At 67.2% G+C, this 13,769-nt stretch carries 14 protein-coding genes; 8 read left to right on the forward strand and 6 right to left on the reverse strand.

What is annotated here, in order from left to right; all coding sequences use genetic code 11:
* The first annotated feature begins 6 nt into the window (after positions 1-6).
* Positions 7-828: an ABC transporter ATP-binding protein gene (locus tag RCAP_RS16980; RefSeq protein ID WP_013069128.1), complete on the forward strand. Its 822-nt coding sequence runs from the start codon at positions 7-9 to the stop codon at positions 826-828.
* A gap of 80 nt (positions 829-908) precedes the next feature.
* A complete protein-coding gene (locus RCAP_RS16985; protein ID WP_013069129.1) occupies positions 909-2,129 on the forward strand; it encodes a phenylacetate--CoA ligase family protein in 1,221 nt (406 codons plus the stop codon).
* 93 nt (positions 2,130-2,222) lie between these two features.
* On the opposite strand, the gene map is transcribed toward RCAP_RS16985, so the two are convergent.
* On the reverse strand, positions 2,223-3,032 hold the full coding sequence (map, locus tag RCAP_RS16990; protein ID WP_013069130.1) for a type I methionyl aminopeptidase: 810 nt from the start codon (positions 3,030-3,032) through the stop codon (positions 2,223-2,225).
* 112 nt (positions 3,033-3,144) lie between these two features.
* Here map and RCAP_RS16995 point away from each other — a divergent pair, with 112 nt between their 5' ends.
* The 3 genes from RCAP_RS16995 to RCAP_RS17005 are packed head-to-tail and all read left to right on the forward strand — an operon-like array spanning position 3,145 to position 5,515.
* On the forward strand, positions 3,145-3,873 hold the full coding sequence (locus RCAP_RS16995; protein WP_013069131.1) for a competence/damage-inducible protein A: 729 nt from the start codon (positions 3,145-3,147) through the stop codon (positions 3,871-3,873).
* Entirely contained in the window at positions 3,870-4,583 is a 714-nt protein-coding gene (locus tag RCAP_RS17000; RefSeq protein ID WP_013069132.1) for a GNAT family N-acetyltransferase, read from the forward strand. Before RCAP_RS16995 ends, RCAP_RS17000 begins: the two co-directional genes overlap by 4 nt.
* Complete coding sequence (locus tag RCAP_RS17005; RefSeq protein ID WP_013069133.1) at positions 4,580-5,515, forward strand: OmpA family protein; 936 nt, start codon at positions 4,580-4,582, stop codon at positions 5,513-5,515. The genes RCAP_RS17000 and RCAP_RS17005 overlap by 4 nt, the downstream gene beginning before the upstream one ends.
* A 39-nt stretch (positions 5,516-5,554) precedes the next feature.
* On the opposite strand, the gene RCAP_RS17010 is transcribed toward RCAP_RS17005, so the two are convergent.
* The gene (locus tag RCAP_RS17010) at positions 5,555-6,460 is read right to left on the reverse strand and encodes a LysR family transcriptional regulator (RefSeq protein ID WP_013069134.1); all 906 of its coding nucleotides are present in this window, start codon (positions 6,458-6,460) and stop codon (positions 5,555-5,557) included.
* Between the two features lie 281 nt (positions 6,461-6,741).
* On the opposite strand from RCAP_RS17010, the gene RCAP_RS17015 reads away from it, so the two are divergent.
* Entirely contained in the window at positions 6,742-8,754 is a 2,013-nt protein-coding gene (locus tag RCAP_RS17015) for an NADPH-dependent 2,4-dienoyl-CoA reductase (protein WP_013069135.1), read from the forward strand.
* Positions 8,755-8,809: 55 nt separating this feature from the next.
* On the opposite strand, the gene RCAP_RS17020 is transcribed toward RCAP_RS17015, so the two are convergent.
* The 3 genes from RCAP_RS17020 to RCAP_RS17030 form a co-directional block, all read right to left on the reverse strand.
* On the reverse strand, positions 8,810-9,154 hold the full coding sequence (locus RCAP_RS17020) for a hypothetical protein (protein ID WP_013069136.1): 345 nt from the start codon (positions 9,152-9,154) through the stop codon (positions 8,810-8,812).
* Positions 9,155-9,163: 9 nt separating this feature from the next.
* Positions 9,164-9,934: a DUF6478 family protein gene (locus tag RCAP_RS17025; protein ID WP_013069137.1), complete on the reverse strand. Its 771-nt coding sequence runs from the start codon at positions 9,932-9,934 to the stop codon at positions 9,164-9,166.
* A 171-nt stretch (positions 9,935-10,105) separates the two neighbouring features.
* Positions 10,106-10,735, reverse strand: a complete 630-nt coding sequence (locus tag RCAP_RS17030) for a hypothetical protein (RefSeq protein WP_013069138.1) — start codon at positions 10,733-10,735, stop codon at positions 10,106-10,108.
* Positions 10,736-10,869: 134 nt separating this feature from the next.
* On the opposite strand from RCAP_RS17030, the gene RCAP_RS17035 reads away from it, so the two are divergent.
* Together RCAP_RS17035 and nagA are read left to right on the forward strand one after the other, a co-directional pair.
* Positions 10,870-11,694: a BadF/BadG/BcrA/BcrD ATPase family protein gene (locus RCAP_RS17035; RefSeq protein ID WP_013069139.1), complete on the forward strand. Its 825-nt coding sequence runs from the start codon at positions 10,870-10,872 to the stop codon at positions 11,692-11,694.
* Positions 11,682-12,827, forward strand: coding sequence for an N-acetylglucosamine-6-phosphate deacetylase (gene nagA / locus RCAP_RS17040; RefSeq protein ID WP_013069140.1), 1,146 nt, complete (start codon positions 11,682-11,684; stop codon positions 12,825-12,827). Before RCAP_RS17035 ends, nagA begins: the two co-directional genes overlap by 13 nt.
* Here the strand turns inward: nagA and serB are convergent.
* A complete protein-coding gene (gene serB / locus RCAP_RS17045; protein WP_013069141.1) occupies positions 12,803-13,675 on the reverse strand; it encodes a phosphoserine phosphatase SerB in 873 nt (290 codons plus the stop codon). The genes nagA and serB overlap by 25 nt on opposite strands.
* Between the last annotated feature and the right edge of the window lie 94 nt (positions 13,676-13,769).

A 13,769-nucleotide genomic window follows, 5' to 3' on the forward strand; every position in this document is an offset into this window, starting at 1 on the left:
ATGACCATGTTCGATGCCGCCAAGACCGAGACGCTCCTTGAAGTGAACAACATCGAGGTGATCTACAACCACGTCATCCTTGTGCTGAAGGGCGTCAGCCTGTCGGTGCCCAAGGGCGGGATCACCGCGCTTCTGGGCGGCAATGGCGCGGGCAAGACGACGACGCTGAAGGCGATCTCGAACCTTCTGCACTCCGAACGCGGCGAGGTGACGAAGGGCGCGATCCTTTACCGCGGCGAGCGGGTGCAGGACATGTCCCCCGCCGATCTGGTGCGCAAGGGCGTCATCCAGGTGATGGAGGGGCGGCATTGTTTTGAGCACCTGACGGTCGAGGAAAACCTGCTCACCGGCGCCTATACCCGCAAGGATGGCCGCGCCGCGATCGCGCGCGATCTGGAGATGGTCTATGCCTATTTCCCGCGCCTGAAGGAGCGGCGGAAATCGCAGGCGGGCTATACCTCGGGCGGCGAGCAGCAGATGGTGGCGATGGGCCGGGCGCTGATGTCGCGGCCGGAAACGATCCTTCTGGACGAACCCTCGATGGGGCTGGCGCCGCAGCTGGTCGAGCAGATCTTCGAGATCGTGAAGGCGGTGAACGAGGGCGAAGGCGTGACCTTCCTTCTGGCCGAGCAGAACACCAACGTCGCGCTGCGCTATGCGCATTACGGCTATATCCTCGAAAGCGGCCGTGTGGTGATGGACGGCCCGGCACCGCAATTGCGCGAAAACCCGGATGTGAAGGAATTCTATCTGGGCATGTCGGATGACGGCCGCAAAAGCTTTCGCGATGTCCGCTCCTATCGCCGCCGCAAGCGCTGGCTTGCCTGACAACCGTTTGATCAACAACATTTGCTGCGCAGCATTCTGCACCGCAGCATTCTTCGGACAAGCCGCAGAAAGGCGCCGCGATGAGCCGCTATTACGATGTTCTGGAAACCCGTTCCGCCGATGAACGCGCGGCGGCCTTGAGCCGCGATCTGCCGCAGGCGGTGGCGCGCGCGCTGTCGGCGCCGGGGTTGGCAGCGCATCTGGGGGGGGTCGATGCGGCGGCCGTCACCTCGCTTGACGCTTTGGCGAAACTGCCGGTGCTGCGCAAATCCGACCTGAGCAGCGCACAGAAGAAATCCCCCCCCTTCGGCGGCATGACGCCGCGCACCGCGCGCGGCTTCGCGCATATCTTCCAAAGCCCCGGCCCGATCTATGAACCCGGGGAAACCTCGGCGGACTGGTGGCGGATGGGGCGCTTCCTGCATGCCGCGGGCGTCGGCCCGGGCGACATCGTGCAGAACTGCTTCGGTTACCACCTGACCCCCGCCGGGATGATCTTTGAATCCGGCGCGCGGGCCGTGGGCGCCGCCGTCCTGCCCGCGGGCACCGGCCAGACCGAATTGCAGGTCCGCGCCGCCGTCGATATCGGCACGACGGTTTACGCAGGCACGCCCGATTACCTGAAGGTGATCCTCGACAAGGCCGCCGAGATGAACGAGGCGCTGACGATCAGCCGCGCCGTGGTCGGCGGCGGGGCGCTGTTCCCGAGCCTGCGCAAGGAATATGCCGACCGCGGCATCGCCTGCCTGCAATGCTATGCGACGGCCGATCTGGGCAACATCGCCTATGAAAGCCCGGCGCTGGAGGGGATGATCGTCGATGAGGGCGTGATCGTCGAGATCGTTCGCCCCGGCACCGGCGATCCGGTCCCCCCGGGCGAGGTGGGCGAGGTTGTCGTCACCACGCTCAACCCCGATTATCCGCTGATCCGCTTTGCCACCGGCGATCTCAGCGCCGTCCTGCCCGGGATGTCCCCTTGCGGGCGCACCAACCTGCGCATCAAGGGCTGGATGGGCCGCGCCGATCAGACGACGAAGATCAAGGGCATGTTCGTGCGCCCCGAACAGGTCGCGGCCTTCGTCGCCGCCCACCCCGAGGTCACCCGCGCCCGCGTCATCGCCACCCGCGAGGGCGAGATGGACGCAATGACGGTGCGGATCGAAACCGAGGCCCGCGACCCCGCGCGTTACGCCACGGGCGTCATCGAGGCGCTGAAACTCAAGGGCACGGTCGAGCTTGTCGCCCCGGGCAGCCTGCCCAACGACGGCAAGGTGATCGAGGATCTGCGCAAATACGACTGACCCGCCACCCGTTTCACCTTGGTGCAAATATCCCGGGGGGGCTGCGCAGCAGCGGGGGCAGCGCCCCCTCCCCGGCCCGTCACAGGCGCAGCTTCAGCCCCAGGTCGGGTGGAACCGGTTCGCGGGGCTCAGCGTGAAGATCTCGCAGCCGTCGGCGGTCACGCCCACCGAATGTTCGAACTGCGCCGACAGCGACTTGTCGCGGGTGACCGCGGTCCAGTCGTCCGACAGCACCTTGGTTTCGGGGCGGCCCAGGTTCACCATCGGCTCGATGGTGAACATCATGCCTTCCTCCAGCACCGCGCCCGCACCCTTGCGGCCGTAATGCAGCACGTTCGGCGGCGCGTGGAAGACCCGGCCCAGCCCGTGGCCGCAGAAATCGCGCACGACGCTCATCCGTTGCGCCTCGACATAGGCCTGAATCGCATGGCCGATGTCGCCAAAGGTGTTGCCCGGCTTCACCTGCTCGATCCCCAGCATCAGCGCATCATGGGTGACCTGAATCAGCCGCTCCGCCTTGCGGGTCAGATTGCCCGCCACATACATCCGCGAGGTGTCGCCGAACCAGCCCTCCAGAATCACCGTCACGTCGATGTTCAGGATGTCGCCATCGGTCAGGACCTTTGTCCCCGGAATGCCGTGGCAGACCACATGGTTCACCGAGATGCAGGACGCATGCTTGTAACCGCGATAGCCGATCGTCGCCGACACCGCCCCCAGTTCCGTCACCCGGTTGCGGATGAAATCATCGAGCGCCCCGGTCGTCACCCCCGGCACCACCATCGGCGCGACTTCGTCCAGGATCTGCGACGCGATCTTGCCCGCCGCCTGCATCCCCGCGAAATCGGCACGGTCGTAAATGCGGATGCCATCCTTGGTCAGGCGGGGTTTTGCGTCGTTCACGGGCACTCTCCTGTTCAATCGCCCCTAGATAGTCACAAATCCGCGGCTTGGCCAGACCCGGGCTTTTCCGCAAGGCCCGCGCCCCTTATACCGTGGCCCAAGGAGGAGCCCCATGCCCAATCCCACCTGCGCGATCCTGATCATTGGCGACGAGATCCTGACCGGCCGCACCCGCGAGGGGAACGCCCATCATCTGGCGGGGGAACTGGTCAAGGCGGGCTTCGATCTGCGGCAGATCCGGGTGATTTCGGATGATCACCCGACCATCGTCGCCGCAGTGCGGGAGCTTTCCGGGACGCATGATCATCTGTTCACCTCCGGCGGCATCGGGCCGACGCATGACGACATCACCGCCGATGCCGTGGCCGAGGCTTTCGGGCGCAGCATCGGCATTCGCGACGACGCCCGGGCGATCCTTGCCGCCCATTACGCCGCCCGCGGGGTGGAGTTCACCGAGGCCCGGCTGCGCATGGCCCGCATCCCTGAAGGCGCCAGCCTGATCGACAATCCGGTCTCGGGCGCCCCCGGGTTCAGCATCGGAAATTGCCACGTCATGGCGGGGGTGCCGAACATCTTTCAGGCGATGGTGGCGGGGCTCTTGCCGCGGCTTGCGGGCGGGCAGCCGCTGTTGTCGCGCAACTGGCAGATGATGGTGGCCGAAGCCGCCATCGCCGATGCGCTGCGCGATCTGGCCGCGGCGCATCCGGCCGTGTCCTTCGGCTCCTATCCTTTCGTCACCGAGGGGCAATACGGCACCAACCTTGTCGCCCGTTCGACCGAGCCCGCGGCGCTGGACGCCGCCTTTGCCGCACTGCAAGACGCTTTCCCGGAGGGTCGATGACCGATCCGCTGTTCGAGGTCATCGACGCCACATGGCCCGCGGCCTCGGTCCGGCAGGCGGGCGGCTTTCTGATCCGCGAAGGCCGGGGCGGCGGCGCGCGCGTCAGTGCGGCAAGCCTGATCGGAGATCTTGCAAACGCCGACATCGACGCCGCCATCGCTGCGCAGCGAGATCTTGGACAGGAGCCGAAATTCATGCTCCGCCCCGGGCAGGAGGCGCTGGATGCGGCGCTGGCCGAACGGGGCTTCGAGGCCTTTGATCCGGTGGTGATCCTGATGGCCGATCTGGCCGCCCTGCCCCGCGACGTGCCGCCCGTCACCGCCTTCGCGCATTGGCCGCCCTTGGCCATCGCCCGCGAGATCTGGGCGGAAAACGGCATCGGCCCGGCGCGGCAGGCGATCCTCGACCGCGCAAGCACGCCGAAAGCCGCCGTCCTTGGCCGCAGCCGCGACCGCGCCGCCGGGGCGGCCTTTGTCGCCATCCATGACCGCATCGCGATGCTGCATGCCCTTGTTGTCGCGCCGGAATTTCGCCGTCAGGGCCTTGCCCGCGCGATCCTGGCCGAGGCCTGCCGCTGGGCCGCCGCGGAGGGGGCAACCCGCCTGAGCCTTGTCGTCACTCGGGCGAATACCGCGGCGCTGGCGCTTTACCGCGACCTCGGACTGACGCCCGTCTGCGCCTATCATTACCGCCGCGAGACCCGGACATGAGACGTTTTTTCTGCGCAGCATTTTTGCTGGCCGCCCTGCCCGCGCAGGCCGATCCGCTGGCCCTGACCCTGCCGCAAGGCGCCGCGATCTCGGCCGAGCGAAGCCAGGCCGCGACCTCCTACGGGCTGCCGATCGGGCCCTGGCGCGCGGACACGATGGCGCGCAGCGCGCTGGAAGGGGCGCGGTCCGACACGGCCTGGCGGCTGCGCGGCAATCAGCAGACGACGCTGCAAATCCTGGCGCCGCTGCGCGACCAGATCGCGGCGGCGGGCTATATCCTGATGTATCAATGCGAAACCGATGCCTGCGGCGGTTTCGATTTCCGCTATGCGCTGGATCTGATCCCGGAACCGGAAATGCATGTCGATCTGGGCGACTTCCGCTATCTGGCGGCGCAGAACGGCAATGACTGGATCGCGCTGACGGTGTCGCGCTCGTCGGAATCGGGCTTCGTGCATCTGACGACGATGACGGCCGAAGACGCCACCCCGGTCACGCCCGGCAACGATCTGGCCGCGCCGCAGCCCAGCCCGGAACCCGAAAGCCCCGCCGCCGATCTGGCCAAGGCGCTGGAGCGCGCGGGCAAGGTGGCGCTGGACGATCTGGTCTTCGCCAGCGGCGCATCGCAACTGGCCGAGGGCGATTTTGCCTCGCTTTCGGCTTTGGCCGATTATCTGGCGACCCGGCCCGAGGCGCGGATCGCGCTTGTGGGGCACACCGACAATTCCGGCGCGCTGGCCGCGAATATCGCGCTCTCGCGCGATCGGGCCGCGGCGGTGCGCAAGCGGCTGATCGAGAAGCTGGGCGTTCCGGCCGGGCAGCTGAGCGCCGAAGGGGCGGGCTGGCTGTCGCCGCGGAGCTCGAACCTCACACCCGAGGGGCGCGACAAAAACAGAAGGGTCGAAGCGGTGCTCGCCTCGACCCCAAGGTGACGGCGCCGGACGGAAGGGCACCGTGGGAGGAACGGAAACCTACCAGTTGTCGGGCCCCTTGTCGGCAAAGGTCTCGGCCAGAAAATCGATGAAAGCCCGGACCTTGGGCTGGGTGAAGCGGCCCGGCGGATAGACGGCGTAGATGCCGAGCGTCTCCATCGGCAGATCGGGCATCGCCTCTTCGACCTGACCCTTTTTCATCGCATCGGCGTAAAGGAAGCTGGGCAGATAGGCGATGCCAAGCCCGGCGATGGCGGCATGCAGCAGCGACTGGCCGTCATTCACCGTCAGCCAGCCGGCCGAGCGCACCTGCCGCCGCTCGCCCGAAGGCGCGGTGATCTTCCAGACATTGCCGTTCGACTGGTTCGAATAATGCAGCAGCTTGTGATCGTTCAGATCGTCGATCTTCGTCGGGCGGCCGTATTTCTCGAAATAGCGCGGCGAGGCGATCATCCGCTTCGCCGTCTCGGTCAGCTTGCGCGCCTTGAGCGTGCTGTCTTCCAGCTCGCCCACCCGGATCGCCATGTCGAACCCTTCCGAGATCAGCTCGACATAGCGGTTGTTGAGCACCATGTTGACGGTCACTTCCGGATATTCCTGCAGGAAATCGCCCAGAACCGGGGACAGCAGATTGACCCCGAAATCGGTCGCGACCGAAATCCGCAAAAGCCCCGAGGGCGCCACCTGCATCGAAGTGACCAGCGCATCGGCCTCTCCGGCGTCATTCAGCACCCGCCGGGCGCGGTCGTAATAAGCGAGCCCGATTTCCGTGGGCGAGACCCGCCGCGTCGTGCGGTTGAGCAGCCTTGCGCCCAGCCGCGCCTCCAGCGCCGAGACATGTTTCGACACGGCCGATTTGGAAATCCCCATCTTCTTGGCGGCATCGGTGAAGCCACCTTGATCCACCACCGTGGCAAAGGCTTCCATTTCGGTCAGACGGTCCATCGGTCACCCATCGGGAATGTTTCGCGCTTGCCCAAGTCATCGGATTGAATTCGGGCGCAATTTGGACGCTTACGGGACAATACGGGGGAAATTGCAAAGTTCGGTCAAGGCGGGGAAACGATTGTTGCCCGTCTTGGCGGGAAAGGGGCTCTGCCCCTCGCCCTGCGGGCTCACCCCGAGGTATTTCGGGCAAGATGAAGACAATGACGTCGCGTTTGCCGTGACAGGGGGGGCGGCGCTTGTAAGGTGGCCGAAAATGAGAGCCAAAACGCGAGGACGTGATGAGCCATTATCCGCATCTGCTGGCGCCGCTCGATCTGGGTCATGTGGTGCTGCCCAACCGCGTGCTGATGGGCTCGATGCACACGAACCTGGAAGAGACCGGCGACTGGGCCCGGGTGGCCGAATTCTACGCGACGCGGGCGCGCGGCGGGGTCGGGCTGATGGTGACGGGGGGGATGGCGCCGAACCGCGAGGGGGGCGTGTTTCCCGGCGCGGCGGGTTTGTTCACCGCCGCGGACATCGCCCACCACCGGCTGGTGACGGAGCGGGTGCATGATGCGGGCGGGCGGATCGCGATGCAGATCCTGCATGCGGGCCGCTATGCCTATGGACCGGAGTGTGTTTCGGCCTCGGCGGTGAAATCGCCGATCTCGCCCTTTGCACCAAAGGAGTTGGATGCGGCGGGCATCGAGAAACAGATTGCCGACATCGCCACCGCTAGCGCCCGCGCCCGCGAGGCGGGTTATGACGGCGTCGAGGTGATGGGCTCGGAGGGCTATTTCCTCAATCAGTTCCTGGTCCGCCACGTGAATCGCCGGACCGACGACTGGGGCGGGTGTTACGAAAACCGGATGCGCCTGCCGGTCGAGGTGATGAAGCGCGTGCGCGCCGCAGTCGGGCCGGATTTCATCGTGATCTTCCGCATCTCGCTGATCGATCTGGTCCCCGAGGGCTCGACCTGGGACGAGGTGGTGGTGCTGGCCAAGGCCATCGAGGCCGCGGGGGCGACGATGCTGAATACCGGCATCGGCTGGCACGAGGCGCGGGTGCCCACGATCGCCACCTCGGTGCCGCGGGCGGCGTTCTCCTGGCTGACGGCGCGGCTGCGTCCCGAAGTCGGCATCCCCGTCATCACCTCGAACCGGATCAACACCCCCGAAGTGGCCGAAGGGATCCTTGCCGCCGGTCAGGCCGACATGGTCTCGATGGCGCGGCCCTTCCTCGCCGATCCCGATTTCGTCGCCAAGGCGGCCAGCGGCCGTGCGGCGGAAATCGCGCCCTGCATCGGCTGCAATCAGGCCTGCCTGGACCACACCTTTTCCGGCAAGATTTCGTCGTGCCTGGTCAATCCGCGCGCGGGCCATGAGACCGAATTGCTGCTGACCCCTGCCGAAAGCCCGAAACGCATCGCCGTCGTCGGCGCGGGGCCCGCCGGCATGGCCTGCGCCATCGCCGCGGCCGAGCGCGGCCATGCGGTGAAGCTCTTCGAGAAGGACGCCGAAATCGGCGGGCAGTTGCGGCTGGCCCGCACCATCCCCGGCAAGGAGGAATTCCACGGCCTGACCGACTGGTTCGCCACCATGCTGGCCCGTGCCGGGGTCAGCCTGCGGCTCAAGACCGAAGCGACGGTGGCGGCGCTGGGCGGCTTTGACGAGGTGGTGATCGCCACCGGCGTCACCCCGCGCCGTCCCGGCATTCCGGGCGAAGAGCTGGCCGTCAGCTATGCCGATCTGCTCTCGGGCAAGGCCGTCGCCGGGCCGCGGGTCGCGGTCGTCGGCGCGGGCGGTATCGGTTTTGACGTCGCCGAATTCCTGACCGTGACGGACAGCCCGACGCTCCACCCCGAGGACTGGCGGCGCGAATGGGGCGTCGGCGATCCGGCGCAAAGCCCGGGCGGGCTGGCCGAGCCCGCCCCCACCCCGCCCGCGCGGAGGGTGACGCTGCTGCAGCGGAAACCGGAAAAGCCCGGCCGTCATCTTGGGAAAACGACGGGCTGGATCCATCGCGCGGCGCTGGCGGCAAAGGGCGTGAAGATGCTCGGCGGGGTCAATTACGAACGCATCACCGCCGAGGGCCTACACATCAGCTTCGGCCCCGGGCGCGAAAACCCGACGCTGATCGAGGCCGATACGGTGGTGCTCTGCGCGGGACAGGACAGCCAGCGCAGCCTGGCCGAAGCGCTGACGGCGCAGGGTTTCACCCCCCATGTCATCGGCGGCGCCGATGTCGCGGGCGAGCTGGATGCGAAACGGGCAATCGATCAGGGCACAAGGCTCGGCGCCCGGCTCTGATCCACCTTTTGTCGTGCCGCAAATATCCCGGGGTCCGGGGGCAACGCCCCCGGTCTCAGGCGCCGCTTTCGACGCAATGGCGGCGGAAGGCCCGCTTCAGCAGATCCAGTTCCGCCCGCAGCAGATCCAGTTCCGCGCGCAGATCCGCCTCGAGCGGCTGCCCGGCGATCAGGGTGAAATGCCCCACCTGTTCCTCGCCCGAGCGCAGAACAAAGGTCTGCACCCCGTCCGACAACAGCCCGGGCGGGATCGGCAGGCTCAGCTGCCAGAGGTTTTCGCCCAGCGCGGCGCAGCTCAGACCGGGCACTTCCCGTTCCAGATGCAGCACCTTGAAGGCGGGCTCCGGCCCCCGCCACAGAGCTTCCCAACGCCCGGCCGCGATCCGCGATCCTTCCAGCATCCTGCCCTCTCAGATATTGGCGCGCGGATGCCGCGCCACGGACAGATCCCGCAGCAGGATCTGGTTCATCTGCGGCCCTTCGAAGATCAGATCGACCCAGGCCTTCTCGACCCGCTTTTCGTTCATCTTCGTATAGGCCAGATCGAATTCGACGAAATCCGTGCCGCCGCCCAGCGGCATCTCCCGCACCAGCTGATCGGTGTTCGGCCCGTGCTTGATGTTCAGCCGACAGAAAATCTCGAGCGGCCGTTCCAGCTCGACCGACATGGCGAGCCGGATCAGATGATTGCGCTTCAGCCCCGCGATGCCCTCCTCGGGCAGGTCCAGCACCAGCGACAGGAACGAGCCGTCGAAGCGAAAGACATCCATCCGCAGCCCGAAGGGCGCGGCCTCCTGCGGCGGGCGGTTGCGGATCTGGCGCAGCGTGATGTCGCTGTCGCGGCAATCGTGAAACAGCGTCGCATCGGCGCCGATCCGGGTCCGGCTCTCGATCCCGACATGGCCCGAGGGCACCACCGGCCCCCGCCACAGATCCGGGCGCCAGACCCAGTCGCAGCCCAGCGGCCGAACGATCCCGTCGCCGCCGGGCGGCAGGGCCAGACGTTCTTCCGCCTGAAACAGCACCTGATCCAGCCTGCGCCGCAGGGTCTGCGCATCGTCGCGCAGCTGCGCCAGCTCGGCCGCGCTCATCAGCGAAACCTTGCGCCCCGCACGCTCCCAGCGCGCCAGCATGCGGCCTTGCGCCAGCCGATCAAGGAGGGAGTTGGATTTTCCGGACATCATCACCCAGGCGATACGAGGACGCCACCATCATACAAACGAAAAGTTACGCTAGGATTGTTCTGCACCGGCTCCGGATAGAAATGAAGCTTAAAATCAGCAAGAAAAGCAGCATTTCAGCCTTGTTGCAACCCTGCCGTGAAACGCATTTTAAACACTCTCCGAATGCGGTCAATTCAGGTCATGAATCGTCTCGTCGAAAGCCGACAGCAGGTCCAGCTGAGTCGCGTCATCCAGCGCGCTGCCCGCCAGCGGCAGCACCGACAGCGCCGAGACATGGCCGCCAAGCCCGATGATCTCGCGCCAGTAGACCGGCTCCACCGGGGCGGTGTCGGGGGCAGAGTGATCGGCGATTTTCAGCAGCAACCGCCGCTCCTCGCGCCGCACCGCCAGGATCTCGACATCCCGCGCCTTCCCCGACCGCGCCAGCGCCGCCCGTCCGGCCCGGCTTTTGAAAAACGCCTCGTAGCTTTCGAAGGCGGCCTCGACCGGATCCTCGCTGGGTGGACCGATCGTGGCGCTGAGCAGCGCCTTTTGTGCCGGTCGCGGCGCGCGCGGATCGCCGCCGATCGCGGCACAACTGCCCCACAGCACGAAGCTGCCCTCGGGCCCGTCGCGGGTCGAGCCGGGATCGACGCAGAACCCGTCCGGCGCCAGAAGGGTCATCCTGCCCTGCTGCAGCGTGACCCGGCCGGTGACCGGCTTCTGCTTCGGCAGCGGCAGCTCGAGTTTGAACGGAAGTGCCGTGACGCAGCCCGAGAGGGCAAGGCTCAGACACAGAGTGATCAAGATCCGTCGCATCGTCCCCCCCCTGCGCGCGCGGCCCTTCCTATCAAGGCCCGCGACCCGGGGACAAGCGCCGAGTTGCGACCCGGGCGGGTTTCGCCTTGCCGCCTGCGCCGGGCCACGGCATCTTGGGCCGAACGGAGGCGAACATGGTCTATCTTGCGATTGATGGCGGCGGAAGCGGCTGCCGGGCGGTGCTTTGCGATGCCGAAGGGCGCGAACTCGCCCGGGCCGAGGGCGGTCCCGCAAATATCGCCACGGATTTTGCGGCGGCGCTGGAAAGCCTGCGCGGGCTGGCGCTGCGGCTGATCGCGGACCGGCCGCCGGAACAGGTGCGGGCGGTGCTGGGCGTCGCCGGGGCGAACCTTTCGGGGGCGGGGCCGCGGCTGGAGGCGGCGCTGCCGTTCCGGGCCAAGGTGGTGCAGGATGTGACCACCTCGCTGCGCGGCGCGCTGGGGACGGGCGACGGGATCATGGCGGCGATCGGCACCGGCTCGGTCTTTGCGCGGCAGTTGGGCGGGCAGGTCACGGCGATCGGCGGCTGGGGGTTCCGGCTGGGCGACGAGGCCTCGGGCGCCTGGATGGGGCGGCTGATGCTGAACCGGATCACCCGGATGCTGGATGGCTACGCGCCGATCTCGCCCCTGGCGCAGACGATCCTGACCGATCTGGGCGGCGGGCCGGGGCTGGTCGCCTTCACGCTGCAAAAGACGCCCGCCGATCATGCGCTTTTGGTGCATCGCATGGCGAGCGCCTTCGACGATCCGCTGTCGCGTCACGTGCTGGCCGAGACCCGGGCGGAATTGCGCGCGGCGATCGGGCTGTTGCAGACCGATCCGCCGTTGCCGGTGGTGTGGTTGGGCGGGCTTGGGCCGACGCTGGCGCTGACCGACTGGCCGCGGGCCGAGCCCCTGGGCACGGCGCTTGACGGCGCGATGGCGATGGCGCGGGATCCGGCAACATGGGCCGCATGATCCTGACCGGGGCCCGGCTCTTTGACGGCGCCCGGTGTCTTGACGGACAGGCGGTGGTGATCGAGGGCGACCGGATCGCCGCGATCCTGCCCGTGCAGGACGCGCCCGAAGGCGCGCGGATCAAGCTGGAGGGCGGCCTGCTTGCGCCCGGGCTGATCGATCTGCAGGTGAACGGCGGCGGCGGGGTGATGCTTTCGGGCGATGATCCCTTGGCCGAGATCGCCACGATCTGCGCCGCCCATGCGGGCCTTGGCACGACCGGGCTTTTGCCCACGCTGATCACCACCTCGGCCCGGCAGACCCGCGCGGTTCTGGCCGCCGGGGTGGCGGCGGTCGGCCGGGTGCCGGGGTTTCTGGGCCTGCATCTCGAAGGGCCGCATCTCGACCCGAAGCGGCCCGGCTGCCATCCGGCCGCGCACATCCGGCCGATGACCGAGGACGACCTTCTGACGCTTTGCGAAGCCCGCGCCGGTCTGCCCGCGCTGCTGCTGACGGTGGCGCCCGCTTCGGTGACGCCCGAGCAGATCGCCCGGCTGACCGCGGCCGGGGTGGTGGTGGCGCTGGGTCACGCCGACTGCAGCTTTGCGCAGGCGCAGGCCGCTTTCGACGCGGGCGCCCGCGTCGTGACGCATCTCTTCAACGCGATGAGTCCGCTGGGCTCGCGCGAGCCGGGGCTGGTCGGTGCCGCCCTGTCGCTGCCCTTCGCCTGCGGTCTGATCGGCGACGGGATCCATGTTTCCGCCGAATCAGCCCGGCTGGCGCTGCGGCTGGCGGCGGAGCGGATCTATCTGGTCAGCGATGCGATGGCGGTTGCAGGCACCGATCTGACCGGCTTCGACCTTGCGGGGCGGCGCATCCATCGTGCCAACCGGAGCCTGCGGACGGAAAACGACACGCTGGCCGGGGCGGATCTGAGCCTGCCCCGGGCGATCCGATTCTGCGTGACGGATCTGGGCCTGCCGCCCGAACAGGCACTGGCCATGGCCACCGCACGCCCGGCGGCGCTGATCGGGTCGAACCGGGGACGCATCGCCCCCGGCCTGCCCGCCGATCTGGTGCATCTGACTGACGACTGGGCACTGACCCGGGTCTGGCAGGGCGGGAAGCTTCAGGCGAAATCGCCCACCGCATAGCCCTGAATGTACAGCAGCGCCGAAAGATCGCCGTGGTTGATCCGGATCTCGCATTGCGCCGCGACCGAGGGTTTGGCGTGCAGTGCCACCCCCGCCCCGGCCAGCTGCAGCATGCCCAGATCATTGGCGCCGTCGCCCACCGCCATCACCTCGGAATGGGCCAATTTCAGTCTTTCCGAAATTTCCAGAAATGCCTGAACCTTGGCTTCACGCCCCAGAATGGGCCACACCGGAACCCCGGTCAGCTTGCCATCCTTGATGCCCAGAACATTCGCCCGGTTCTCATCAAAGCCAAGCGTTTCAGAGACATAGCCGGTGAAAGCGGTAAATCCGCCGGATACCAGCGCACAATAAGCCCCGTTCGCCTTCATCGTGCGCAACAGGTCATGACCGCCCGGCATGAAGGTGATGCGCTCCGAAATCACCCGGGCAATGACGCTTTCGGGCAAGCCGGTCAGCAGGCCCAGACGCTCGGTCAGCGCGCCTTCGAAATCCAGCTCGCCATTCATCGCGCGGGCGGTGATCGCGCTCACCTGCGCGCCGACGCCCGCCACATCGGCCAGCTCGTCAATGCATTCCTGCTGGATCATCGTGCTGTCCATATCGGCCAGCAGCATCTTTTTCTTCCGCCCCTCGGCCCCCTGCACCACAAGGTCGAAACCGAGCTTCTGCAGATCTTCCCAGACCTGCCAGCGGTTCTCGGGCATCCTGTCCATCGGGAATTCGGCGGCGATGCCGGGGGCCAGCCAGCGGACCTCTCCGCCCCCCCAGGCATTGCGCAATGAGGTGACCGTGACCGCCTCCAGATTGGCGGCTTTCGGGTCGGCGAGAAGCGTGGCGATGAACATGGATCAGGGGTCCCGGGGCTGGAGGGATGTCGCTTTTGATATCCGATGCGGCGCTTTAGCGTGATTTTCCATCTTGTGCCAGAGGGCAAAGCCT

It is taken from the genome of Rhodobacter capsulatus SB 1003, from assembly GCF_000021865.1.
GTDB lineage: Bacteria > Pseudomonadota > Alphaproteobacteria > Rhodobacterales > Rhodobacteraceae > Rhodobacter > Rhodobacter capsulatus_B.

Excerpts from the sequence above, each read along its gene's own strand:
- RCAP_RS16980 (WP_013069128.1), top strand. The coding sequence starts at position 7 with ATGTTCGATGCCGCCAAGACCGAGACGCTCCTTGAAGTGAACAACATC.
- RCAP_RS16985 (WP_013069129.1), top strand. The coding sequence starts at position 909 with ATGAGCCGCTATTACGATGTTCTGGAAACCCGTTCCGCCGATGAACGC.
- RCAP_RS16995 (WP_013069131.1), top strand. The coding sequence starts at position 3,145 with ATGCCCAATCCCACCTGCGCGATCCTGATCATTGGCGACGAGATCCTG.
- RCAP_RS17000 (WP_013069132.1), top strand. The coding sequence starts at position 3,870 with ATGACCGATCCGCTGTTCGAGGTCATCGACGCCACATGGCCCGCGGCC.
- RCAP_RS17005 (WP_013069133.1), top strand. The coding sequence starts at position 4,580 with ATGAGACGTTTTTTCTGCGCAGCATTTTTGCTGGCCGCCCTGCCCGCG.
- RCAP_RS17010 (WP_013069134.1), bottom strand. The coding sequence starts at position 6,460 with ATGGACCGTCTGACCGAAATGGAAGCCTTTGCCACGGTGGTGGATCAA.
- RCAP_RS17015 (WP_013069135.1), top strand. The coding sequence starts at position 6,742 with ATGAGCCATTATCCGCATCTGCTGGCGCCGCTCGATCTGGGTCATGTG.
- RCAP_RS17020 (WP_013069136.1), bottom strand. The coding sequence starts at position 9,154 with ATGCTGGAAGGATCGCGGATCGCGGCCGGGCGTTGGGAAGCTCTGTGG.
- RCAP_RS17025 (WP_013069137.1), bottom strand. The coding sequence starts at position 9,934 with ATGTCCGGAAAATCCAACTCCCTCCTTGATCGGCTGGCGCAAGGCCGC.
- RCAP_RS17030 (WP_013069138.1), bottom strand. The coding sequence starts at position 10,735 with ATGCGACGGATCTTGATCACTCTGTGTCTGAGCCTTGCCCTCTCGGGC.
- RCAP_RS17035 (WP_013069139.1), top strand. The coding sequence starts at position 10,870 with ATGGTCTATCTTGCGATTGATGGCGGCGGAAGCGGCTGCCGGGCGGTG.
- nagA (WP_013069140.1), top strand. The coding sequence starts at position 11,682 with ATGGGCCGCATGATCCTGACCGGGGCCCGGCTCTTTGACGGCGCCCGG.
- serB (WP_013069141.1), bottom strand. The coding sequence starts at position 13,675 with ATGTTCATCGCCACGCTTCTCGCCGACCCGAAAGCCGCCAATCTGGAG.